Origin of the sequence: Anaerotruncus massiliensis (ex Togo et al. 2026) (assembly GCF_030825285.1) — a bacterium.
Taxonomy (GTDB): Bacteria; Bacillota; Clostridia; order Oscillospirales; family Ruminococcaceae; genus Anaerotruncus; species Anaerotruncus massiliensis.
Genome location: NZ_JAPJQF010000024.1, coordinates 16,457 through 38,651, shown reverse-complemented (window position 1 = coordinate 38,651; position 22,195 = coordinate 16,457). Strand labels below are relative to the sequence as shown.

Genomic DNA, 22,195 nt, shown 5'->3' with positions numbered 1-22,195 from the left:
TCCTGGCTCGGGGCGGCGGGGGCCGCCGCGGTGTCGCCGCAGGCGCCCAGCATGGCCGCCACCATCATCACTGCCAGTAGGATTGCAAGATGCTTTTTCATTTTCTTTCCTCCCGTTACTTGTTCTCTTTCCACAGCCCCGCCTCCGCGGGGCCAAAATCACATCGGATCAGGAGAGCTTGCCGACCTTTTTCAGCACGTCCACGAGGACCGCTTTCTCCTCGTCGGTGATGGGGGCGAGCGGGCTTCTGGCGGGGCCGACCTTGATGCCGGTCACGAGCTCGATGGCCGGGCGCATGATCGAGTTGGGCAGGATGCGGCCGTTCTGTCCGCAGCTCTTGCAGAAGCGGTAGAGCGGGACGAAGAGCTCCTTGGCCTTCTCGTTTTCGCCGGCGGCGAACGCCTGCATGATCGCGCGGATCTCGTGTCCGAAGATGTGCGCGCCGCCCGAGACGATTCCCATGGCGCCCTGCACGATGGTGGGCAGCAGCATGATGTCGTCGCCGTTAAAGATGACGAACTCGGGGTTGACGTCCTCGGTGGCGAGGAAGTAGTCGGTGACCTGGGTCGGATTGATGCCCGCCTCGTCCTTAATGCCGATGATGTTGGGGATCTTGGCGAGCTCATGGACGGTGGGGGCGTCGATGTTGATGCCGACGAAGATGGGGATGTTGTAGAGCAGGATGTTGACGCCGACGCTCTCGGCAATCGTCTTATAGTGGTTGTAAACGCCCGGCTGGGTGGGTTTGTTGTAGAAGGGGCAGACGACCATGCACAGGTCGATGCCGAGCTCCTCGGCCTTTTTGGTGAGGGCGACGGTCTCCTTGGTGGAGGCGCAGCCGGTGCCGGCGATCACGGGTTTGCGGCCGGCGCTGACGCGGACGGCGGTCTCCATGAGCTTGACGCGCTCGTCGAAGGTGCAGAGGCTCGCCTCGCCGGTGGTGCCGGTGACGATGAGGGAGTCGCACAGGTCGTTTTTAATGAGGTATTCGATCAGATCCTCATAGACCTTGTAGTCGATCTCTTCCTTCTCGTCGAAGGGGGTCACCAGGGGCAGGAGAATCTGCCCGTATTTCTCGGAAAACTCTTTTCTCGTCATGCTGCGTTCCTCCTAAATTCTGTTTGACATCAGCGCCCCGCATTGCTTATCGGGTTATAATGTTATCTGACATCTTGCCTCCATTATATTCATGCTGCAAAGGCATGTCAATCACCATTCGGAAGATTTGTCGTAAATCATTAAAATTAGTGGATATTTTTTGTCGATAGAATACATTTTACCCCCTTGACACGCCATTTGCGCGTTGCTATAATGAGTGCAGATATCAGACAACCTTATATCCAACCAATTACAACGGAGGACGCCTATGATACTCGACGCCCACTGCCATCTCGGACGCGACTGCGTCTACGACTTTGAAGTGACCGAAGAGCTCCTGCTGCGCACCTTCTCGGAGAACGGCATCGATGGCGGCATCGTCCAGCCCTGCATCACCCGCCCCTACCTGGCCGACGCCCGCGAAGCCCACGACCGCATCCGCCGCCTCTGCCTCGCCCATCCGGGGCGCTTCTGGGGCATGGCCTCCCTCAGCCCCCACTACACGCCGGAGGACTACTATGAGGAGGTCCGCCGCTGTGTGCGGGAGCTCGGGTTCGTCGGCGTCAAGCTGACCCCCAACGGCCACGCGGTCGACCTCATGAGCCGCGACGCGCGCACCGTCTACGAGACGGCCCGCTCCCTCGGCATTCCGGTCATGGTGCACACCGGCATGGGAATCCCCTTTGCGGACCCCGCCCGCCTCTACCCCCTCGTGCGCGACTTCCCCGGCGTCAAAACGGTGATCGCCCACGCGGGCTCCGATTTCTTCACCGTGCAGGCCATGCAGCTCGCGAAGGCGTTCGACCACGTCTGGCTCGAACCGAGCGGCGTCGGCATCGAGGGGATCGAGGGCTTTCTCGCGGAGCTGCCCCCCGACAAGCTGATGTTCTCCACCGACGTGCCGGTCCAGGCCGCCGGGGAGCTGCTCAAATACCGCCGCGCCGTCAAAAGCGGGGCGGCGCTCGAACAGATCTTTTCCAAAACGGCCATTCAGGTGTTCGGGCTCAGCCCGGACGGCAAACAATAAAAGGAGTTGGTTTCAATGAGAGACGGAGCCCAGATCATCCTCGGCGCCGGCAGATACATCCAGACCCCGGGCGCGGCGGCGCTGGCGGGCCGCGAGGCGAAGCTCTTCGCCGACCGGGCGCTCGTCGTCGCGGGGCGCACCGCGTGGGAGATCGCGGGACCCGACGTGGAAAAGGGCCTGCGGGAATCCGGCGTGGAGTACAAGGTCCACCCCTTCTCCGGCTTCTGCAGCGAGACGACGGTCGGTTCGATCGTCGCCGACGCGCGTACATACGGCGCGAAACTGGTCATCGGCGTGGGCGGCGGCAAATGCATGGACGCCTCCAAGCTCGCGGCCGACCGGCTGGGCGTGCGGGTCGTCACAGTGCCGACGACGGCGGCGACCTGCGCCTGCTACGCGACCGTCTGCATCAAATATGACGACACCGGAACGCCCGACTGCAACGAATACTGCAGCCAGCCGGTGGGCGCCGTGCTGGTCGACACCGAACTGCTCTCCCGCCGCTCCCCCTCGCGGATGCTCGCGGCGGGCATCGCGGACGCGATGGCCAAATACCCCGAGATCGACTTCAGCATCCGCTTCGTCAAGGGCTGGGACATCACGATCATGCCCGTCTCGGCGCTCCAGGTGGCCAAGTCGAACACCGAGAAGTACTTTGCCGACGCGGCCGAAAGCGTGCGCGACGTGGCGGCCAAGCGCCTCACCCCGGTCGTCGACGACATCCTCTTCACCAACCTCGCGCTGACCGGGCTCACCTCCCAGCTTTCAAGCGGCAGCAAGCAGCTCGCGATCGCGCACGGCCTCTACGACGCGGTGAGCAAGCTCTATAAGCCCCAGCGCGCCAGGCTCCTGCACGGCGAGATCGTCTCGGCGGGCATCCCGGTACAGCTCGCGGTCAACGGCTACTCGGAGGAATACATCGAAAAGAACATCCGCTTCCTGAAGGAGCTCGGCACCCCGACCTGCATCTCCGACCTGGGCATCGAACCGACCGGAGAAACCCTCGAAGCGGTCCTCGACTTTATCTTCACCAACGTGGGCATCGATGAGCCCGGGCTCCAGCGGCAGATCCGCAAGGAGTTCGCGCGCGTCATGAAATAGCCACAATTTCCCTGCCGAGGCTTGATGAAAGCGGGAGCGGGTGTTATAATGGAGGCGGATAAACCCCCTCCCGGTTGTCGGATGATAGGACAGGAACGGACGGCGGGAGGCGGCGAGCGCGATGAAGGTGGTGGGAACGATGAAACCGATCGAACGGATTTCGATCGTCGATCAGGTGATCAACAACCTGAAGGACTACATCGTTGAACAAAACGTCGCCGTGGGCGACAAGATGCCCACGGAAAAGGAAATCTGCGAGATGTACGGCGTGGGGCGTTCGACCGCGCGTGAGGCCTACCGGATGATGCAGGCCATCGACATGATCGACGTCAAGCGCGGCAAGGGCGCCTATTTCAAGGGGGTCCCCAGCGAGCGCACCGACGACAGCTGCGTGGCCTGCTGGTTTAAGGAGCACGGCCAGCGTCTGACGAGCATCATGGAGGTGCGCATGGGCATCGAGACGATGACCACGCGGCTTGCCATCCAGCGGATCAGCGACCGGCAGCTCGAACAGCTGCGGGTGATTCACGATCTCTTCATGCAGAGCGCCAAGGCGCGCAACTATGTCAAGATGGCCTTCTACGACGAGGAGCTCCACCACAAGATCGCCGAGGCGAGCGGCAACGAGCTGCTCATCCGGATGGAGAAGATCATCGCGGAGTGCATCGTGGATTACCGTGTGCAGACCTACCTGCTGCCCGACAACGCCGACCATGCGATCACCACCCACGAGGCCCTGATCGGCGCGTTTGAAAAGCGCGACGTCGAGGCGGGCGTCGCGCTGATGACCGAGCACATCGAAAACTCCCTCGAGGACATGGAAGCGATCGTGCAGGAAAAGGAATCCTGAACGAACCCGTCCCCGCCGCGGCCGCGGCGGGGATTTTTTTACCGGAACGGAGGAACGGCATGGACGTCTACGGCGAGATCCTGCGGGGGACCGCGCTCCCCCGCTTTTTCCCCCTGTGCCAGCGGTTTGACCGCGCGGAGGTCCCCGACGCCGGGGAGGCGGTGCGCTGCACCCTTTGCGAGGCGGGCGTGCTCGAACGCCTTCGCCCGGGGGACACGGTGGCCCTCACGGCGGGCAGCCGGCAGATCGACCGGCTCCCTGAGATTCTGCGCGCCCTGGCCGAAGCGGTGCGGTCGCGCGGAGCCCTCCCCTTCCTCGTGCCCGCGATGGGCAGCCACGGGGGCGCGACTGCGGAGGGGCAGCGCGCGCTGCTCGCCCGCTACGGCGTCACCGAAGAGACGGTTGGCGCGCCGGTGCGCTCCTGCATGGGCACGGTGGAGGTCGGCCGCCGGGCGGACGGCATCCCCGTGCGCATCGACCGGCTCGCGGCCGAAGCCGACTGGATCGTGCCGGTCGGCCGCGTGAAGCCCCACACCGACTTTCGCGGCCGGGTGGAAAGCGGCGTCATGAAGATGCTCGTCGTCGGGCTCGGCAAGCGGTACGGCGCGGACCTCTGCCACAGCGCGGGCTTCTCCCGTATGGCGGAAAACATCTGGGAATGCGGACGGGTCATCCTGCAAAACGCACGCGTCGCCTTCGGGGTGGCGCTCGTGGAGAACGCCTGCCACCGGCTGCGCGTCGTGGAGGCGATCCCCGCGGAGCGGATTCCCCTGCGGGAGCCCGAACTGCTTGAACAGGCCAAATCCCTCATGCCGCGCATCCCCTTCGACCCGCTCGACGCGCTCTTTGTGCGCCGGATGGGCAAGGAACTGAGCGGCGCGGGCATGGACCCGAACGTCACCGGGCGCTCGGTGCAGCTCGGCGTCGGCCCGCCGCACGCCGCGCGCCTCGCGGTGCTCGATCTGACCGCCCATTCGGCGGGCAACGCGGCGGGCATGGGCAACGCCGACTTCATCACCGAGCGGCTGCGGCGCAAGATCGACTTCACGCCGATCTACGTGAACGGGCTGACCTGCCGCGACCCGGCGGGCATGCGGATGCCCTGCGTGATGCCCGACGACCGCTCCGCCCTGCTCGCCTGCCTGCACACCTGCGGCGCCGCCGGGCCGTTCCGCGCCGTGCTCATCGAGGACACGGCGCACATCGAAACGCTGTGGGCGTCGGAGGCGCTGCTCGCCGAAGCGCGGGAGGACCCCGCCCTCACGGCGGCGGGTCCGCCCCGGCCCCTCCCCTTCGACGGCGAAGGGGCGCTCGGGACGCTCGCCTTCCCTCTTGCCGAACAACTCTAGAACGCGCGAAAGCGCCGGGGATTTCTCCCGGCGCTTTCCTTGTTTTTGAAGTTTTTCCCACAGCCGCATAAAACACCCGGGCCCCCGGCGTCGGCCGGGGGCCCGGGTGTTTTCTATTTCTTCGTGGGCGGGCGGCGGCGCGCCGTGCGCACCCACGATTTTTCGAGGTTGCCGGCCGTGATCAGCACCGGCTCCACGACGACATAGGAGGGCAGGTGCTTGCCGAGCAGGCTGCTCGCGGCGGCAAGCCCCAGGTAGCGGCCCATCTCGTACGCCTGCGACGAGACGATGCCGATGACGTTCTGGTTCATGAGGAAGAGGCGCGCGATCTCGTCGTTGATCTGGGTGGTGACGAGCAGGATATCCTCACGGCCGATCGACTGCAGATATTTCTGCGCCGTGAGAGTCGCGTCCGCGCTGAAGATGTAAAGCCCCTCCGTCTCGGGGTGGGCCTCCAGCGCGTCCCGCACCACCGACAACGCGTTCTGCTCCCGGATGAAGTCCTTGCGGAAGACGATGTCCAATTGGGGGAAGTCCTCCGTCACCGTGCCGATCGCGGACATGTCCCGCTGGCGCGCGGTGAAGTTGATGTCCGCGTTGCAGACAAAGCCGATCTTGCGCTTTCCCCGCCGGATCATTTCGGAGGCAAGCAGCCTGCCGGCCAGCCGCCCCTTCTCCGTCTCGTTGGTCGCCACACAGGTGGCGTAGGCGTATTCCGGCAGGTCGGGCGGCACGTCCACGCCGAGGATCAGCTTGGTACGCTCGGCCGAAAGCGCGAGGAACCGGTCGCGCAGCGCCGTCTGGTCGTTGGAAAAGCTGATGATCGCGTCGGGGGCGAGCCGCGCGAGCTCCTGGAGCTGCATGTCCCGCATGCCGACGCTCCCCTTCGCCTCCGCCACCTCGAGCAGCGTCATGTCGAGGCTGGCCAGCGATTCCCGCACCCCCTGCAGCACGAGCTCCGAGAACATCGTGCCCGCGCCGTCAAGCGCGATGCAGGCGGTAAAGCGGCGGGAGCGGATGCGCCCGAGCTCGTCCTCCGAAAGCTCGAGCAGCTCGGGGCGCGCCGCCGGTCCGCCCGACGGCGCGCGTGCGAGCGACCGGGTGCTGCCGCCCGGCAGGAAGGAGGGGAGCAGCAGCGTGCGGCTCTGGTCCATCCGCTCATTGAGCAGCGCCCGGACGACCGCGTCGGCCAGCTGGGGCGCGCCGAGATCCACCCGCGTCAGGTCGGGACGGCTCTCCTCCATCGCGTAGAGCCCGCCGATCGCCACGAGCGAGACGTCCCGCGGGTAATCCAGCCCGCGCCTGCGCAGGCTCGCGGCGGCGTGCACCGTCGCCCACGTCCCGGCGGCGGCCACCGCCGTCAGGCCCGGATGGCGCGCGAAATGCGCGTCCACCGCCGCCTGGGCGGCCTCGTTCCCCTCCTCCACGGCCCGCGCGATGTTCAAAAAGCGGGAGGGCCAGTACTCCAGCCCCCGGTCGGCAAAGAGGGCCCGCGCGCCCGCGCGAATCTCCTCGGTGACGTCGATGTTGTGGATGCTCGTAAAGATGGTGATCTCCCGGTGTCCCCGGCTGATCAGGTGGGAAAGCGCCATCCGCACCGCCTGCCGGTAATCGAAGGAAACGGCGCAGGAATTGCCCGCCGGGGGCGGCGTGCTGCTGAGGAAGACGGTCGGCACCTCATAGGGCGGCGCCTCCCGCCTGGCCGGCGGGACCCGCACCGAGGTGTGCACGACGCAGAAGCTCAGCCGGTGGAACCGCTGGAGCGCGCGGAGCTCCCCGTCCGGGATCGTCTCAGGCGCCGCGATGAGCACCAGCTGGATCTTATGCTCCGCCAGCCGCTGCTCCAGCAGGCCGAAGAAGTCCGCGCAGGCGCACATCCCCGTGCCGTGGGCGAAAAAACCGGCCAGCCGGATTCCCCGCAGGCCGTAGCGGTCGTATTCCCGCAGCGGGCGGTATCCGAGCTTTTCAATCGCCGCGCGCACCCGCGCCGCGGTCTCCGGCTCCACGCGCCGGGTCCCGTTGAGCACGTGTGAAACCGTCGCCGCGGAAACGCCGCTTTCCCGCGCGACCTCACGGATCGTTACCATACAGCCGCCTCCTTCGTGGAAACTACACAAATCATACTTTTAGCATAATCTCTCACGCGCGCATTGTCAATTTGGGAGTTGTGCCGAAACGCCCCCCGGCCGAAATTTCGCCGTTTTGACCGCGCGGACCCGTCGAACTTTTACAAATTCACCACGAAACTGGTAGATTTTTTCGATTTTGTTTTCTTGTTTACGCAAACATGTGTGCGCATTTATTAAAAATCGGCTTAATTTTACAAATTTTAAGTGCAATTTTCACAGAAAATCATTTGACAGCACCCCGTCATCTTGCTATGATGAAGTAGAAAAGCGGCCCTGAGACCGCTGAAAAATCGATTTGAGGAGGAACCCCTATGCTGCTCATCCGCAATGCGAACATTGTGGGGCGTGGAATGTCCGATATCCTGATCGGAGACGACGGAAAGTATCTCGAGATCAAACCGGAAATCCGCGCCGAAGGGATCGAGAACTGCGAAGTGATCGACGCCCGCGGCATGCTCGCCGCCCCCACGTTCGTCAACACGCACATGCATTTCGACAAGGCCTACACGGCGCTTCAGGGCCGTGAGAGCTCGGTCGAAACGCTGGAGGACTCCATCCATATCATGCACGACTTCAAGCGCCATTACACCGTTGAGGAAGTCAAAGCCCGCGCCGAGCGCGCAATCCGCGAGTGCGTCATGTTCGGCACCACCAAGCTGCGCACCAACGTCGACATCGACAACATGGCCAACCTCGTCGGCCTCGAGGGCGTCCTCGCCGCGAAGGAAGCGACCAAGGACATCTGCGACCTCCAGGTCATCGCCTTCCCGCAGGAGGGCATCTACGCCAACGAGGGCACCGAGAAGCTCATGTGGGAAGCCATGGAGATGGGCTGCGACATCGCCGGCGGCATGCCCGCGGCCGAATGGCTCCCCGAGCTCGCCCGCAAACACGTCGACCTCGTCTTTGAGATCGCCGAAAAGTACAACGTCCCCATCGACATGCACATCGACCAGTCGAAGGACATGTTCGACCGTTCCCTGGAATACACCGCCTGGCTCACCCTCCAGAAGGGCTGGGGCCCCCGCGTCACCGGCGGCCACTGCACCTCGATCACCTACCAGAACCAGTCTCACGCGATCAAGGTTATGAAGCTCATCAAAGAGGCCGGAATGAACATCTGCACCAACACCCAGGTGCTTGCGATCATGGGCATCGACGCCGAGCCCCGCACCCGCGGCGTCACCAGAATCCGTGAGATGGTAGAGATGGGAATCAACGTCGCCACCGCGCAGGACACGATCTGCGACGGTTTCCACCTCTATGGCACCGGCGATCCGCTCGACTACGGTCTGGTGGGCGCTTATACCGCGCAGTACAACACCCCCGGCACCGCGAAGACCATTTTCGACATGCTGACCACCAACTCGATGCGCATCTTCGACCCCGACGCCAAGTACGGGATCGAGGTCGGCAACGACGCGGACCTCAACATCCTCGACGCGGACAATATCCAGGAGGCGCTGCGCACCCGCGCGTCCCGCCCCTATATCCTGCGTCACGGAAAGGTCATCGCCTCCTTTGAGCGCAAGGCGGCGCTGCTCTGAGACTCCGGAATAAGGTTTGACAAACCCATCCGCTTCGCCTAGTAAGACAGCAGAGGCAAAGGCGCCGCGGGAATAAAAACGTTATTCGCGGCGCCCTTTCTCTAATTTCAGGAAAGGAAGTCGGCTTATGTACAATCCGGAACAACCCATTTTTGAGACACAGCCCGACAGTACCGTCAAGGTATCCATTGGCGTGGAGGAGAACCCCAAGAGCTGGTGGCAGACCCTCTTCTTCGCCTGGCAGATCACCCTCGTCGACTTTACCCCCTTCATTTGGGCCGGTATGTTCGTTTCCCTTGCGGGTCTGCCCGACACCGTCGTGCCGGTCATGATCAAGACCTGCTTCCTCGCAATGGGTATCGGCACCCTGATCCAGACCACCATCGGCAACCGTCTGCCGATCGTCCAGGGTCCGTCCTCTTCCGTTCTGACCGCCATGGGCGGCGTCACCGCCACCTACGGCTTCCCCGCAATGTGGGGCGCGGTCCTCGTCGGCGGCGCGCTCGAGGCCGTCATCGGCTTCTCCCGCGTGCTCGGCAGACTGCGTAAATTCATCCCGCCCGTCGTCACCGGCTCGGTCGTCGCGACCATCGGTTTCGTCGCGTGCAAAATCGCCGCAGGCTGGATCTTCTCCTCTCACGAGCCGGTCTTCCTGATTCTGGCGGCGGTCGCCTTCCTCTTCGCCCTCTTCCTCAAGTTCAGGGGCAAGGGTCTGCTCTCCCAGGGCTTCGTCCTCATCTCGGTCCTCGTCATCGGCGTCGTCATCTCGTCGATCGTCGGGATCTTCGACTGGGGCAAGGTCTTCGCGGAGGATTGGTTCGCTCTGCCGACCATCTTCCCCTTCCGCAACTTTGAGGGCATTCCCAGCGCGGCCGGTTCTCCTGTTGTGTTTACCTTCGCCGCCATCCTCGCCGGCTTCACCGGCTACATCGGCTCGATGTTCGAGTCGATCGGCGACTACGCCGCGACCTGCGCCGTCTGCGACCAGGTTTACCGCGTCAAGCACATCAATAAGGGCATCTTCGCGGAAGGCCTCGGCTGCATGTGCAGCGGCCTGCTCGGCGCGCTGCCTGTCACCAGCTACACCCAGAACATCGGCATCCTCGCCGCCACCGGCGTGGCTTCCCGCCGCGTCACCCGCGTCGCCGCCGTCATGTTCCTGCTTTATGGCCTGTCGCCGAAGCTCGCCATGCTGCTCGCCTGCATCCCGCGCCCGATCGTCGGCGCCGTCTTCCTCATCTCCGCGAGCATGATCATGTTCTCCGGCATCGACGTCGTCATCTCCGAGACCCGCGACGTCCGCGGCAACCTCATCGCCGGCACCACGATCGGACTGGGCGTCATGATGCCCGTCTTTTTCTCCACCACCGGCGCCGAGTGGGCCGCCTCCTTCCATCCGTTCCTGAAGATGTTCGTCAACAACAACGTCTTCATCGCGGTGGTTTCCGGCGTCCTGCTCAACATCGTCCTGAACATGCTCCTCAAGGAGCGCAAAGCCACCGGGACCCCCGCGCAGGGCGCGTAATTACGACAAACTCCTACTCTACCTTCTCACACAGACAGCGAAAAGCCCCGCCCGGAAACGGACGGGGCTTTTCGTAACCTCTTTTCAAACCGGCGCGAAAGGGCTATACTAAGGAAAAGGCGGTGATCGTATGCGTCAGCAGTCCCTCTTTGAAAGCCGGGAGCCCGAGGCCCCTCTGGCCAGCCGCCTGCGCCCCGAAACCCTCGAGGAATTCGCGGGGCAGCGGCACCTGCTCGGCGAGGGCAAGGTCCTGCGCCAGCTCATCGAGAGCGACCGGGTCTCCTCGATGATCTTCTGGGGGCCGCCCGGCGTGGGCAAAACCACCCTCGCGCGGATCATCGCGCACAGGACCCAGGCGGAATTCATCGATTTTTCCGCCGTGACCAGCGGCATCAAGGAGATCAAGGAGGTCATGGCGCGCGCCGAAACCGGGCGGCGGATGGGCGACCGGACGATCCTTTTCGTCGACGAGATCCACCGCTTCAACAAGGCCCAGCAGGACGCCTTCCTGCCCTTCGTCGAGCGCGGGAGCATCGTGCTCATCGGGGCGACCACCGAGAATCCCTCCTTCGAGGTCAACTCGGCGCTGCTCTCCCGCTGCAAGGTCTTTGTCCTCCAGGCGCTTTCGGAGGAGGAGCTCTTTTCCCTCCTGCGCCGCGCCCTCTCCGACCCGCGCGGCTTCGGCGGGCAGGAGGTCGACTTCCCCGACGAGCTGCTGCGGATGGTCGCCGCCTTCGCCAACGGGGACGCGCGGGTCGCGCTGAGCACCCTCGAAATGGTCGTGCTCAACGGCGAGCGGCGGGACGGGAAGGTCACGGTGACGAGCGGGACGGTCGAGCAGTGCATCAGCAAGAAGTCCCTGCTCTACGACAAAAACGGCGAGGAGCACTACAACATCATTTCCGCGCTGCACAAGTCGATGCGCAACAGCGACCCCGACGCCGCCGTCTACTGGCTTTCGCGGATGCTCGAGGCTGGCGAGGACCCGCTCTATGTCGCGCGGCGGCTCATCCGCTTCGCGTCGGAGGACGTCGGCATGGCGGACAGCCGCGCCCTCGAGATCGCCGTGGCCGCCTACCAGGCAAGCCATTTCATCGGCATGCCGGAATGCAGCGTCAACCTCACCCACGCGGTCGTCTACCTCTCCCTCGCGCCCAAATCCAACGCCCTCTACCTGGCGTATGAGAGCGCCAAAAAGGACGCGCAGAAGATGCTGGCCGAGCCGGTGCCCCTTCAGATCCGCAACGCCCCCACCCGCCTCATGAAGGAGCTCCACTACGGCGAGGGCTACCAGTACGCGCACGACAGCGAGGACAAGCTCACCAACATGCAGTGCCTGCCCGACTCCCTCGCCGGGCGCAGCTACTACCGCCCGACCGCGCAGGGCTCCGAGGCCCGCGTCCGGGAACGCATGGCCCAGATCGCCGCGTGGCGCCGGGAAAACACCTGACCAGATCCGCAAAAGCGGCCGCCTTTGGCGGCCGCTATTTCCTGTCAGGCGCGCCGGGCGGCGGGGCGGCGGCCCTTCCCCGCGCGCTCCTGCCCGGCAAGCTCGCCGCACCTTCCGTTTCCACCGTTGGGAGCGCACCGGAGGGGCGCGATAAAAAGCCGCGGCCGCAAGGCTGAAAATCTCAAACCGGCGCGCGGTAAATCCAGGGCCCCGCCGGGGGTGAAGGAGCGCAAAAATGCCGCCCGAGGGCGGCATTTTCCAAGATCAGAGCACCATCAAAAGGGTGCCGCCGGTGATGAGCACCGCGCCGATGACCGATTTGACGCTGACCGCCTCGTGCAGGAAGATGAAGGCCATCACGATCGTGATCACGAGGCTGAACTTGTCGATGGGGACCACCTTGGAGACCTCGCCGATCTGGATGGCCTTGTAATAGCACATCCACGAGGCGCCGGTGGCGAGCCCCGAAAGGATGAGGAAGAGCATGCTGCGCTGGGAGATGTCGCGGATGCCGTGCTGGGAGCCGGTGAGGAAGACCATCCCCCACGCGAGAAGAAGCACGACCACCGTGCGGATGGCGGTGGCGAGGTTGGAATTGACGTTTTCGATGCCGATCTTGGCAAGGATGGAGGTCAGCGCCGCGAAGACCGCCGAACCGACCGCGTAGACAGCCCACATATAAGATTCTCTCCTCAATGCTATTCTCAGTCCACCTGTCCGAGCGTCCCCAGGCTCGCGGCCTTGAGGTACGCGTTGATAAACCCGTCGATGTCGCCGTCCATCACGGCGTTGATGTTGCCCATTTCAAAGCCGGTGCGGTGATCCTTGGCGAGGGTGTAGGGCATGAAGACGTAGGAGCGGATCTGGCTGCCCCAGGCGATCTGCATCTGCTCCCCCTTGATCTCGTTGATGTTGGCCAGATGCTCCCGCTCCTTGATCTCGACGAGCTTGGCGGTGAGCATCTTCATGCACATGTCGCGGTTCTGGAACTGGCTGCGCTCGTTCTGGCAGGAGACGACGATCCCGGTCGGGATGTGGATGAGGCGGACCGCCGAGGAGGTCTTGTTGATGTGCTGGCCGCCCGCGCCGGAGGAGCGGAAGACCTCCATCTTGATGTCCTCGGGGTCGATCTCGACGGTGTTGTCGTCGGGCAGCTCGGGCAGCACCTCCACCGAGGCGAAGGAGGTGTGCCGGCGGCCGGACGCGTCGAAGGGCGAGATGCGCACCAGCCGGTGCACGCCCGCCTCCGAGCGCATGAAGCCGTAGGCGTTCTCCCCCTCGATCATGATCGACGCGCTCTTGAGGCCCGCCTCGTCGCCGTCGAGATAGTCGAGGATTTTATAGGTATAGCCGTGGCGCTCGGCCCAGCGGGTGTACATGCGGTAGAGCATCTGGGCCCAGTCCTGCGCCTCGGTGCCGCCCGCGCCCGCATGGAAGGTCATGATCGCGTTGTTCACGTCGTATTCGCCCGTCAGCAGGGTGGCGAGCTTCTGGGTCTCGAGGTCCTGCTCAAACCTCTCGGCGTCCGCGAGCGCCTCCTCGTAGACCGATTCGTCCTCCTCCTCATCCGCGAGCTCGATGAGGGTGAGGGTGTCCCCGTAGAGGGCGTCGAGCCTGTCCCAGCCCTCGATCTTTCCCTTGACGCGGGCGGTTTCCACCTGGTTCTTCTGCGAGCGTTCCACATCGTTCCAGAAGCCCGGCGCGGTCGTCTGCTCCTCCAGTTCGGCGAGCTTGCGCTTGAGGCCCTCGTATCCGATCGCCTGGGCGAGATCGTCCAGTTCCTCACGGCGGCCCTCCAGCCGCAGGCGCAGCTCCTCAAATTGCAGCATATCGGCAACTCCATTCCACTAGCATTTGTCATTCTCAGAAATAATATTATAGTATTTTTTCCCGGGAAAGTAAAGCGGTTCCGGCGCAAAACCCCGTGGAAAAGCCGTTCGCACGAAAAGTTCACAATTACGCTCTTGAATTTTCAGGGGATTGTCTGTATCATGGGTATTCAGAAAGCACTATTTATGGATTTATGATTCAGGGGTTGATTTTTTGGCGAACTATACGGGCGTAAAGTGCCCCGTCTGCAACAAACGCTTTACGGAGGACGACGACATCGTCGTGTGCCCGGTCTGCGGCGCGCCCCACCATCGGACGTGCTACCAGCAGCTCGGGCACTGCGCGCTGAACGACCTGCATATTAAGGGACATGCCTGGGAGCCGCCGCACGAGCAGCAGACCCCCGGGCAGGCCCCCGGCGGCGGCGCGGGCGGGACCGCCTGCCCGGCGTGCGGCGCCGGCAATCCCTCCACCGGCCTTTTCTGCCAGGTGTGCGGCGCGCCGCTGCACCGCGGCGCCCAGGGCCAGCCCCAGCCCCAGCAGGGGCAGCCCTTCTCCCCCTTCGGCGGACAGCCCTATGCCGCCGCGCCGCCCGCGCAGAATCCCTACAGCGCGGCCTTCGGCGGGCTCAACCCCTCGGAGGAGATCGACGGGGTGTCGGCGCGGGACCTCGCGCTCTATGTCGGGGAGAACTCCGGCTACTTCCTCCCCCGCTTTAAACAGATTTCCCAGGGGAAGCCCGTTTCTTTCAACTTCTGCGCGCTTTTCTTCAACTTTTTCTACTTTTTCTACCGCAAGATGTATTCGGTGGGGCTCATCCTGCTGGGCATCACCCTGCTCGCGCAGATCCCCACCCTCTTCGTCATGCCCGAGGCGGTCCATTTCGCCCTCGACCACATGAACGACATCTACGCCGGGGCGAGCATGTTTGAGTTCATCAGCGAGTTCCAGCCCACCCAGCACCTGTGGGCCTACGCCGCGATGGAGTACATGCGCTATTTCCTGCTCGCCGTGGGCGTCGTCTTCTCCCTCTTCGCCAACCGCTTCTACCTGCGGCACGCGGTCAAAAAGGTCACCCGCGTCCGTGAGGGAATGCTCGCGGCGCAGGGCACGCTCGACGACCGCCGCTACACCGAGACGATCGCCCGAGCGGGGCGCACCAACCGCGCCATCGTCGTCATCGCCGCCGTGGGCTGCGTGGTGGCCTATTTCGCCGTCTATATCCTGATGGTGATGGCGATCATGGTCTCCTGAACCGAACGACCCGAGGGGGAGCGGCAAAGCCGCTCCCCCTTTTTGCCCTTCTTGCGTTTTTCGCGGCGGGGTGTTATGATGGACCCATCGGGCGCGCTGCGCGAAAGAAAGGAGCCCTGTCATGGCCGCTGAACGAATCTCCGAACCCGCCGTGGTCTGGAAGGACCGCAAACGCATCTGCGGACTGCCGATCACCTTTACGAAATATTCGATGTCGGAGGACCGGCTCTTTCTCGAGACGGGACTTTTGAACACCCGGCAGGAGGAGGTCATCCTCTACCGTGTGCGGGACATCAGCCTCACCATCAGCCTGTGGCAGCGGATCTTCCGGGTCGGGTCGGTGCTCGTGCAGTCGTCGGACAAGTCGCTGCCCAGGCTGCTGCTCAAGAACATCCGCGAGCCCCGCGGGGTCAAGGAACTCATCCACAAGCAGGTGGAGGAGATGAAGCTCGCCCGCCGCCTGCGGGTCGGCGAAATCCTCGACAACGACGAGTGCGGCTGTGAGGACGGCGGGGACGGGATGCTCCTCTGAGGAGAAAAATCTCAAAAAGCCCTTGCAAATCCGGAGCAATCATGCTAAGATGATGGTTAATCGAATAACGCTGAGATCGGGAGAGTAGCGCATCCGCGCCGCAACAGAGAGGTCCGCCGCCGGCTGAAAACGGACCGCGGGAAGCGTCTGCGTGAAGTTCACCCGTGAGCGGCGCCGCTCAACCCCCCCGGGGCGGTAGGCGGCGACGGTTCGCCCCGTTAAAAAGCGCAGAAGTGTCCAATACTCTTTGTATTGGGAATTTGGGTGGTACCACGGACTGGCGTCACGGCCGTTCGTCCCTTTGCGGACGGACGGCCTTTTTATTTTGCAGTATCACAGGGAAGGATGAAATACAATGTTAAACGCGCTGCAACAGATCAGACAGCAGGCGGCCGAGGCGCTGGCGCAGGCCGGCGACCTCAAGGCGCTCGACGACCTGCGGGTCAAATACCTCGGCAAGAAGGGGGAGCTCACCGCCATCCTCAAGCAGATGGGCAAGCTCTCGGCCGAGGAGCGCCCGAAGGTCGGGCAGCTCGCCAACGAGGTGCGTTCGGGCATCGAGGCGCTCGTCGAGGAGCGCACCGCCGCGGTCAAGGCGGCCCTGCTCGACCAGAAGCTCGCGCTCGAAAAGCTCGACGTGACGATGCCCGGCAGGGCCGCGCCGCTCGGCAAGCTCCACCCGCTGACCAAGGTGCTCGAAGAGGTCAAGGAGATCTTCCTCGGCATGGGCTTCTCGGTGGCCGAGGGCCCGGAGGTCGAGACCGACTACTACAACTTCGAGGCGCTCAACATCCCGAAGGATCACCCGGCGCGCGACACGCAGGACACCTTCTACATCAGCGACAACGTCCTGCTGCGCACCCAGACCTCCCCGGTGCAGGTGCGCACGATGGAAAAGCAGAAGCCCCCCATCCGCGTCATCGCGCCCGGACGGGTCTACCGCTCCGACGCGGTGGACGCGACCCACTCCCCCCTCTTCCACCAGATCGAGGGGCTCGTGGTCGACCGCGGCGTCACGATGGCCGACCTCAAGGGCACGCTGGAGATGTTCGCAAAGCGGCTCTACGGCGAGGAGGCGGTCGTGCGCTTCCGCCCCCACCACTTTCCCTTCACGGAGCCGTCCGCGGAAATGGATTTCCAGTGCTTCGCCTGCCACGGCGAGGGCTGCCGCCTCTGCAAGGGCGAGGGCTGGATCGAGATCCTCGGCTGCGGCATGGTGCATCCCAAAGTGCTCTCCATCTGCAACATCGACCCCGAGGAATACAGCGGCTTCGCGTTCGGCATGGGGCTTGAGCGGATCGTCATGCGCCGCTACGGCATCGACGACCTGCGCCTCTTCTACGAGAACGACCTGCGGTTCCTCAACCAATTCTAAGGGAGGGTAACTTATCATGAATTTGTCCATGAAATGGCTGGCCGACTATGTCGACGTCGGCAATATCACGCCCCACGAGTTTTCCGAAGCGATGACCATGTCCGGTTCCAAGGTCGAGGGCTGGGAGCGCGAGGGCGCGGAGATCAAAAACGTCGTGGTCGGCAGGGTCGACGAGATCGTCCGCCACCCCGACAGCGACCACATGTTTGTCACGCAGGTGGACGTGGGCGCGGAAGCCCCCGTGCAGATCGTCACCGGCGCGCAGAACGTCCGGCAGGGCGACTACGTGCCCGCCGCCCTGCACGACTCCTGGCTGCCGGGCGGCGTCCACATCAAAAAGGGCAAGCTGCGCGGCGTCGAATCCTGCGGGATGCTCTGCTCTCTTTCCGAGCTGGGCCTCACAACCCACGACTTCCCCTACGCGGTCGAGGACGGCATCTTCATCCTGGAGGAACCGGACATGAAGCCGGGGCAGGACATCCAGTCGGCGATCGGGCTCGACGACGTGTGCGTCGAGTTCGAGATCACCTCCAACCGCCCCGACTGCCTCTCGGTCACCGGGCTCGCGCGCGAGGCGGCCGTCACCTTCGGAAAGCCCCTCGACCTCAAGGCGCCCGCGGTCAAAGCAACCGTCGACGACATCAAAAACCACCTCTCAATCGAGGTGCTCGCCCCCGCCCTCTGCCCCCGCTACACGGCGCGGATGGTCAAGAACATCAAGATCGCCCCCTCCCCCCGCTGGATGCGGGAGCGGCTGCGCGCCTCGGGCGTGCGCCCCATCAACAACATCGTCGACATCACCAACTACGTCATGCTCGAATACGGCCAGCCGATGCACGCGTTCGACTACAAGTATGTCGAGGGCGGCAAGATCGTCGTCCGCAACGCCAAGCCGGGCGAGACGATCATGACCCTCGACGGGGTCGACCGCGTCCTCTCCCCCGAGATGCTCGTCATCGCGGACGCGAAGAAGCCCTCCGCCGTCGCGGGCGTCATGGGCGGCGAATACAGCGGCATCATGGACGACACCAACATGATCGTCTTCGAGTCGGCCTGCTTCAACGGCCCGTCGGTGCGCACCACCGCCAAAAAGCTCGGCATGCGCACCGAGGCGTCCGGCCGCTTTGAAAAGCAGCTCGACCCCGCCACCACCATCCCGGCGGTCGAACGCGCCTGCGAGCTCGTCGAGCTGCTTGGCGCGGGCGAGGTCGTCGGCGGCATGATCGACGTGGACAATTCCGACCACGCCGAGCGCCGCATCAAGCTGGAGCCCGACTGGATCAACAGCTTCCTCGGCATCGAGGTGCCGGTCGAGGAGATGCACCGCATCCTCACCCGCCTCGAATGCAGGATCGACGGCGAATTCGTCATCCCGCCCACCTTCCGCGCCGACCTCGCGCACAAGGCCGACCTCGCTGAGGAGGTCGCGCGGTTCTACGGCTACGACAAGATCCCCGTCACCGCCATCCGCGGCACCGCCAACGGCCGCTACACCCCCATCCAGAAGTTCGAGCAGCTTCTCGGCCGCACCCTGCTCGCACAGGGGCTTTACGAGGTCGCGACCTACTCCTTCATCAGCCCCAAATACTACGACAAGATCGGGCTTCCGGCGGACAGCGATTACCGTAAATGCGTCGTCATCCAGAACCCGCTCGGCGAGGACACCAGCGTCATGCGCACCACGACCGTCCCCTCGATGCTCGAGGTGCTCTCCCGCAACTACAACAACCGCAACAAAGCCGCCGCCCTCTATGAGATCGGCAACGTCTACCTCCCCGTCGAGGGACGCGAGCTGCCCGACGAGCGCGCCTGCGTCACGATCGGCGCCTACGGCGAGGGACACGACTTCTTCACCCTCAAAGGCGTCGTCGAAACGCTGCTCTCCGCGGCGGGCGTCGAGGGCGCGGAATATGCCGCCGTCTCCGACGATCCCACCTACCATCCCGGCCGCTGCGCCGTAATCACCGTGAACGGCCAAAAGCTCGGCATGATCGGCGAGGTGCACCCGGCAATCTGTCAGAATTACCAGATCGGCGCGCGCGCCTATGTCGCCTGCCTCGACGAGGCGGTGCTGTTTGAAAACGTCGCGCCCGAGCGCGGCTACAAGCCGCTGCCCCGCTTCCCCGCCGCGACCCGCGACCTCGCGCTCATCTGCGACGACGAGCTGCCCGTCGCCGCGCTCGAAAAGGCGATCCGCGAGGCGGTCGGCAAGGTGCTCGAGGAGGTCAGCCTCTTCGACGTCTACCGCGGCGCGCAGGTCGCCGAGGGCAAAAAGAGCGTCGCCTATTCCCTCACGATGCGCGCCGACGACCGCACCCTCACCGACGAGGAGGCCGACGCCGCCATCAAGCGGGTGCTCAAATCGCTCGCAAACCTCGGCGTCGAAATCCGCAGCTGAATCCAAGCATCAAAAAAGCCCCGGTTTTACCGGGGCTTTTTCAGCGGTATATTTGCGCGGGCAAAGTCATACAATATGAGAAATATACAGTTTACGCCTTGCCATAAGGCGAAAATTGTTGTAAAATGGTCAGTAAGAGGGAGGGGTGATGTCATGCACGAGCCGACGATATCCTTTTCGATCCATGAGGATAAGGAACAGCAGATGAAGGAAATCCTGACGGAGGTCTATGACGCGCTCCGCCAGAAGGGCTATAACCCGATCAACCAGATTGTGGGATACATCCTGTCGGAGGACCCGACTTATATCACGACCCACAACAACGCCCGCAGCCTCATCCGGAAAATCGACCGCGACGAGCTGCTCCAGATGCTGGTCAAAAGCTACCTGAACGATTAGAACATTACGGACGCCCCCGCCCGCAGGACGGGGGCGTTGACATCCCGTGGAGGCTTTATGAAGACCGTCCTGATTACCGGCGCGTCCCGCGGCATCGGCCGGGCGTGCGCCCTCGCCTTCGCGCGGGAGGGCTATGCCGTCGCGGCCTGCTGGCACAAAAACGAGGCCGCGGCCCGCTCGCTTTTGGACGAGCTCTCCGCCCTCGGCTGCGACGCGGAGCTCTACCGCGCCGACGTCGCCGACCCCGCCGCCGTCGAGGCGATGGCCGCCGCCGCCGAAAAACGCTTCGGCCACATCGACGCGCTGGTCAACAACGCGGGCATCGCCCAGCAGAAGCTCTTTACCGACCTCACCGCCGCCGACTGGGACCGGATGCTTTCCGTCAACGCGGGCGGCGTGTTCCATACCTGCCGCTGCGTCCTGCCCGGCATGCTCCGCCGCCACAGCGGCCGCATCGTCAACATCTCCTCCATCTGGGGGATCTCCGGCGCGTCCTGCGAGGTGCACTACTCCGCCTCCAAGGCCGCCGTCATCGGCTTCACCCGGGCGCTCGCGCAGGAGGTCGGCCCCTCGGGCGTCACCGTCAACTGCGTCGCCCCCGGCGTCATCGACACCGAGATGAACGCCAATCTCTCCCCCGAGACCCTCGCCGCGCTGTGCGGTGAAACGCCCCTCTGCCGCATCGGCTCCCCCGAGGAGGTCGCGGACGCCGTCGTCTTTTTATGCGGCGGGAAAGCACGGTTCATTACGGGACAAGTGCTAAAGGTCGACGGCGGCTTTCTGGGCGGCTGATCCGGGGGACTTTCGAGAAAGTCCCCCGGGCCCCTCAAAGCTTTATCAGGCCGGCCTCCCCGCCCCACCGCGCACGCGGCCCGTGCCCAAAGCTGTAGCGCGTTCAACCGGAAGCCGCATCCCGCGCCGAAACCGCGCGCGCGTTCAGCTCCCCCGTCAGCCGCGCGCACAGCCGGAACCCTTCCGCGAACGCGGTTTCGCAGTGGATACACTCCATTTCGTACTGCGCGTCGATCAGCGATTTCAGCCAGACAACCTGCTTCTGTGTCAGCCTGCTCCGGATTTTACGGGCGCACCGGCCATATCGCGCCTTAACCTCCTCAAAGCCCGGCTGATGCGCCGCCAGGCCCGCATAATAATCCAGTCCGTTCCTGTAAAGCTGACGTAAATAATCTTCCGCCACCGTTTTTCGCCTCCCAGCATAATATGTGATAGAATGTTTTGATACGACCTTTTTGGTCGCCTCTCTGCCTTTAGTATACACGACTAATAAAGTCGTGTCAAGGGGGTTATCGCTCTTATGAATCATTTTGGCAGTCGTCTCCGGGCGCTACGCCTCAAAAAGCAAACTCCTCAAAAGACGTTGGCCGATCTGCTTGGCATCACCGTGCGGCAGTACCAGCGTTACGAAAGCGGAGAGCAGGAACCGCATATCAATGGGTTAGTCGCTATTGCCGATTATTTCGGCGTATCGATAGATTATCTTGTCGGGCGGACCGACAAACCGGAAACAAACCGTTAAAACAACAAAGGAGGGCACTTCACGTGTTTGACCAGGACACATTCGGAGACCGATTAAAATTTCTGCGCAGCCGGGAGGACAAATCGCCTGAAGAGATCGCGGAACTGCTCAACCTGTCGACCGAGCAGCTTCACAAGCTGGAAAACGGCAGTCTGAACGCCTCGTTGGATTTCCTTGTGAAGCTGGCGGGCTACTTCCAGGTATCGACGGATTACCTGCTGGGACTGACGGACATCCCGCACCTTGAGCAGGGGGCATCCGACTGAGCGCCAATCGATAAAAAAAGCCGCCGTCCCGGAGGGGACGGCGGCTTTTCAGCATCATTCAGGCTTTTTTCTCGCCGAGCTGGCGCTCAAGCCAGATGGAGGCGATATTCATCGCGTCGAAGAGGTTGTTCTTTTCGGTCTTTTTCACGACGCGGTCGCGGGGGCGGAGCTCCTCGTCGGTGGACCAGATTTGGACGGAGACCTTGGTCGGGAGGGTTTCGCCGTCAAAATCGGCCTCGCTGAGGATTTGGAGCATGGCGACGTATTTGTCGCCCATATCGCCGTAATAGATGGTATTCCCGCTGCGGACGAGCGGGCGGCCCTTGTAGGTCAGGGAACCGGGCTTGGTAATTTTCTTTTCCACAGTCATCACTCGCAATCTATCTTCATGAAATTTCGTACCGAGATAAATCATAACATAAATTTGCCAGGCTGTAAAGCGCGGCGCGCTTTTCCGACGGCTTTCGACACGGGTCGAGCGCGCGGCGGTGCAGGGCGGCCGGCCTGATAAAGCTTTGAGGGGGCCGGGGG

Annotated in this window: 21 protein-coding genes and 1 other annotated feature; of the genes, 15 read left to right on the top strand and 6 right to left on the bottom strand. The window is 63.5% G+C overall.

Annotation, left to right across the window (positions count from 1 at the left end; all coding sequences use genetic code 11):
* Nucleotides 1-168: 168 nt before the first annotated feature.
* On the bottom strand, nt 169-1,098 hold the full coding sequence (gene dapA / locus RCI06_RS08820) for a 4-hydroxy-tetrahydrodipicolinate synthase (protein WP_121585957.1): 930 nt from the start codon (nt 1,096-1,098) through the stop codon (nt 169-171).
* A gap of 268 nt (nt 1,099-1,366) precedes the next feature.
* Between dapA and RCI06_RS08815 the strand changes: the two genes are divergently transcribed.
* The 4 genes from RCI06_RS08815 (at nt 1,367) to RCI06_RS08800 (ending at nt 5,425) form a co-directional block, all read left to right on the top strand.
* Nucleotides 1,367-2,125, top strand: a complete 759-nt coding sequence (locus RCI06_RS08815; RefSeq protein WP_101551316.1) for an amidohydrolase family protein — start codon at nt 1,367-1,369, stop codon at nt 2,123-2,125.
* 15 nt (nt 2,126-2,140) lie between these two features.
* A complete protein-coding gene (locus tag RCI06_RS08810) occupies nt 2,141-3,226 on the top strand; it encodes an iron-containing alcohol dehydrogenase family protein (RefSeq protein ID WP_276872476.1) in 1,086 nt (361 codons plus the stop codon).
* A 121-nt stretch (nt 3,227-3,347) separates the two neighbouring features.
* Nucleotides 3,348-4,076: a FadR/GntR family transcriptional regulator gene (locus RCI06_RS08805; RefSeq protein WP_101551321.1), complete on the top strand. Its 729-nt coding sequence runs from the start codon at nt 3,348-3,350 to the stop codon at nt 4,074-4,076.
* A 59-nt stretch (nt 4,077-4,135) separates the two neighbouring features.
* Nucleotides 4,136-5,425, top strand: a complete 1,290-nt coding sequence (locus tag RCI06_RS08800) for a lactate racemase domain-containing protein (RefSeq protein ID WP_288234981.1) — start codon at nt 4,136-4,138, stop codon at nt 5,423-5,425.
* A gap of 113 nt (nt 5,426-5,538) precedes the next feature.
* On the opposite strand, the gene RCI06_RS08795 is transcribed toward RCI06_RS08800, so the two are convergent.
* Nucleotides 5,539-7,512 carry a LacI family DNA-binding transcriptional regulator gene (locus tag RCI06_RS08795; RefSeq protein ID WP_306575642.1) on the bottom strand — a complete coding sequence of 658 codons (1,974 nt, stop codon included), beginning with the start codon at nt 7,510-7,512 and terminating at the stop codon, nt 5,539-5,541.
* A 353-nt stretch (nt 7,513-7,865) separates the two neighbouring features.
* Between RCI06_RS08795 and RCI06_RS08790 the strand changes: the two genes are divergently transcribed.
* The 3 genes from RCI06_RS08790 (at nt 7,866) to RCI06_RS08780 (ending at nt 12,076) form a co-directional block, all read left to right on the top strand.
* Nucleotides 7,866-9,101: an amidohydrolase family protein gene (locus RCI06_RS08790; RefSeq protein ID WP_101551328.1), complete on the top strand. Its 1,236-nt coding sequence runs from the start codon at nt 7,866-7,868 to the stop codon at nt 9,099-9,101.
* 127 nt (nt 9,102-9,228) lie between these two features.
* On the top strand, nt 9,229-10,626 hold the full coding sequence (locus RCI06_RS08785) for a uracil-xanthine permease family protein (RefSeq protein ID WP_306575639.1): 1,398 nt from the start codon (nt 9,229-9,231) through the stop codon (nt 10,624-10,626).
* A gap of 130 nt (nt 10,627-10,756) precedes the next feature.
* Nucleotides 10,757-12,076 carry a replication-associated recombination protein A gene (locus tag RCI06_RS08780; protein WP_306575636.1) on the top strand — a complete coding sequence of 440 codons (1,320 nt, stop codon included), beginning with the start codon at nt 10,757-10,759 and terminating at the stop codon, nt 12,074-12,076.
* Nucleotides 12,077-12,340: 264 nt separating this feature from the next.
* On the opposite strand, the gene RCI06_RS08775 is transcribed toward RCI06_RS08780, so the two are convergent.
* Together RCI06_RS08775 and prfB are read right to left on the bottom strand one after the other, a co-directional pair.
* Nucleotides 12,341-12,754 carry an EamA family transporter gene (locus RCI06_RS08775; RefSeq protein ID WP_101551334.1) on the bottom strand — a complete coding sequence of 138 codons (414 nt, stop codon included), beginning with the start codon at nt 12,752-12,754 and terminating at the stop codon, nt 12,341-12,343.
* A gap of 26 nt (nt 12,755-12,780) precedes the next feature.
* Complete coding sequence (prfB, locus tag RCI06_RS08770) at nt 12,781-13,905, bottom strand: peptide chain release factor 2 (protein WP_121585964.1); 1,125 nt, start codon at nt 13,903-13,905, stop codon at nt 12,781-12,783.
* 214 nt (nt 13,906-14,119) lie between these two features.
* Between prfB and RCI06_RS08765 the strand changes: the two genes are divergently transcribed.
* From RCI06_RS08765 to ymfI, 6 genes are all read left to right on the top strand, one after another.
* Complete coding sequence (locus RCI06_RS08765) at nt 14,120-15,160, top strand: RING finger protein (protein WP_306575634.1); 1,041 nt, start codon at nt 14,120-14,122, stop codon at nt 15,158-15,160.
* Nucleotides 15,161-15,281: 121 nt separating this feature from the next.
* Nucleotides 15,282-15,692, top strand: a complete 411-nt coding sequence (locus RCI06_RS08760) for a PH domain-containing protein (RefSeq protein ID WP_101551340.1) — start codon at nt 15,282-15,284, stop codon at nt 15,690-15,692.
* Nucleotides 15,693-15,755: 63 nt separating this feature from the next.
* Nucleotides 15,756-15,996 (top strand) — a binding site (T-box leader).
* Nucleotides 15,997-16,047: 51 nt separating this feature from the next.
* Nucleotides 16,048-17,067: a phenylalanine--tRNA ligase subunit alpha gene (pheS, locus tag RCI06_RS08755; RefSeq protein WP_121585966.1), complete on the top strand. Its 1,020-nt coding sequence runs from the start codon at nt 16,048-16,050 to the stop codon at nt 17,065-17,067.
* Nucleotides 17,068-17,083: 16 nt separating this feature from the next.
* Nucleotides 17,084-19,465: a phenylalanine--tRNA ligase subunit beta gene (gene pheT / locus RCI06_RS08750; RefSeq protein ID WP_302549854.1), complete on the top strand. Its 2,382-nt coding sequence runs from the start codon at nt 17,084-17,086 to the stop codon at nt 19,463-19,465.
* Between the two features lie 153 nt (nt 19,466-19,618).
* A complete protein-coding gene (locus tag RCI06_RS08745) occupies nt 19,619-19,864 on the top strand; it encodes an IreB family regulatory phosphoprotein (protein WP_101551345.1) in 246 nt (81 codons plus the stop codon).
* 57 nt (nt 19,865-19,921) lie between these two features.
* Complete coding sequence (ymfI, locus tag RCI06_RS08740; protein ID WP_101551347.1) at nt 19,922-20,656, top strand: elongation factor P 5-aminopentanone reductase; 735 nt, start codon at nt 19,922-19,924, stop codon at nt 20,654-20,656.
* Nucleotides 20,657-20,759: 103 nt separating this feature from the next.
* Here ymfI and RCI06_RS08735 read toward each other — a convergent pair whose 3' ends face one another.
* On the bottom strand, nt 20,760-21,059 hold the full coding sequence (locus tag RCI06_RS08735) for a DUF6809 family protein (RefSeq protein ID WP_101551349.1): 300 nt from the start codon (nt 21,057-21,059) through the stop codon (nt 20,760-20,762).
* 117 nt (nt 21,060-21,176) lie between these two features.
* On the opposite strand from RCI06_RS08735, the gene RCI06_RS08730 reads away from it, so the two are divergent.
* Together RCI06_RS08730 and RCI06_RS08725 are read left to right on the top strand one after the other, a co-directional pair.
* On the top strand, nt 21,177-21,398 hold the full coding sequence (locus tag RCI06_RS08730; protein WP_101551352.1) for a helix-turn-helix domain-containing protein: 222 nt from the start codon (nt 21,177-21,179) through the stop codon (nt 21,396-21,398).
* A 23-nt stretch (nt 21,399-21,421) separates the two neighbouring features.
* Nucleotides 21,422-21,664: a helix-turn-helix domain-containing protein gene (locus RCI06_RS08725; RefSeq protein ID WP_158595532.1), complete on the top strand. Its 243-nt coding sequence runs from the start codon at nt 21,422-21,424 to the stop codon at nt 21,662-21,664.
* A gap of 58 nt (nt 21,665-21,722) precedes the next feature.
* On the opposite strand, the gene RCI06_RS08720 is transcribed toward RCI06_RS08725, so the two are convergent.
* On the bottom strand, nt 21,723-22,028 hold the full coding sequence (locus RCI06_RS08720; protein ID WP_121585971.1) for a hypothetical protein: 306 nt from the start codon (nt 22,026-22,028) through the stop codon (nt 21,723-21,725).
* Nucleotides 22,029-22,195 lie beyond the last annotated feature (167 nt).

Bases quoted from the DNA above. Each gene is read 5' to 3' on its own strand.
- RCI06_RS08785 (WP_306575639.1), top strand. From the start codon at position 9,229: ATGTACAATCCGGAACAACCCATTTTTGAGACACAGCCCGACAGTACC.
- RCI06_RS08795 (WP_306575642.1), bottom strand. From the start codon at position 7,512: ATGGTAACGATCCGTGAGGTCGCGCGGGAAAGCGGCGTTTCCGCGGCG.
- RCI06_RS08790 (WP_101551328.1), top strand. From the start codon at position 7,866: ATGCTGCTCATCCGCAATGCGAACATTGTGGGGCGTGGAATGTCCGAT.
- pheS (WP_121585966.1), top strand. From the start codon at position 16,048: ATGTTAAACGCGCTGCAACAGATCAGACAGCAGGCGGCCGAGGCGCTG.
- RCI06_RS08730 (WP_101551352.1), top strand. From the start codon at position 21,177: ATGAATCATTTTGGCAGTCGTCTCCGGGCGCTACGCCTCAAAAAGCAA.
- RCI06_RS08800 (WP_288234981.1), top strand. From the start codon at position 4,136: ATGGACGTCTACGGCGAGATCCTGCGGGGGACCGCGCTCCCCCGCTTT.
- RCI06_RS08775 (WP_101551334.1), bottom strand. From the start codon at position 12,754: ATGTGGGCTGTCTACGCGGTCGGTTCGGCGGTCTTCGCGGCGCTGACC.
- pheT (WP_302549854.1), top strand. From the start codon at position 17,084: ATGAATTTGTCCATGAAATGGCTGGCCGACTATGTCGACGTCGGCAAT.
- RCI06_RS08805 (WP_101551321.1), top strand. From the start codon at position 3,348: ATGAAGGTGGTGGGAACGATGAAACCGATCGAACGGATTTCGATCGTC.
- RCI06_RS08815 (WP_101551316.1), top strand. From the start codon at position 1,367: ATGATACTCGACGCCCACTGCCATCTCGGACGCGACTGCGTCTACGAC.
- ymfI (WP_101551347.1), top strand. From the start codon at position 19,922: ATGAAGACCGTCCTGATTACCGGCGCGTCCCGCGGCATCGGCCGGGCG.
- dapA (WP_121585957.1), bottom strand. From the start codon at position 1,098: ATGACGAGAAAAGAGTTTTCCGAGAAATACGGGCAGATTCTCCTGCCC.
- RCI06_RS08760 (WP_101551340.1), top strand. From the start codon at position 15,282: ATGGCCGCTGAACGAATCTCCGAACCCGCCGTGGTCTGGAAGGACCGC.
- prfB (WP_121585964.1), bottom strand. From the start codon at position 13,905: ATGCTGCAATTTGAGGAGCTGCGCCTGCGGCTGGAGGGCCGCCGTGAG.
- RCI06_RS08780 (WP_306575636.1), top strand. From the start codon at position 10,757: ATGCGTCAGCAGTCCCTCTTTGAAAGCCGGGAGCCCGAGGCCCCTCTG.
- RCI06_RS08745 (WP_101551345.1), top strand. From the start codon at position 19,619: ATGCACGAGCCGACGATATCCTTTTCGATCCATGAGGATAAGGAACAG.
- RCI06_RS08810 (WP_276872476.1), top strand. From the start codon at position 2,141: ATGAGAGACGGAGCCCAGATCATCCTCGGCGCCGGCAGATACATCCAG.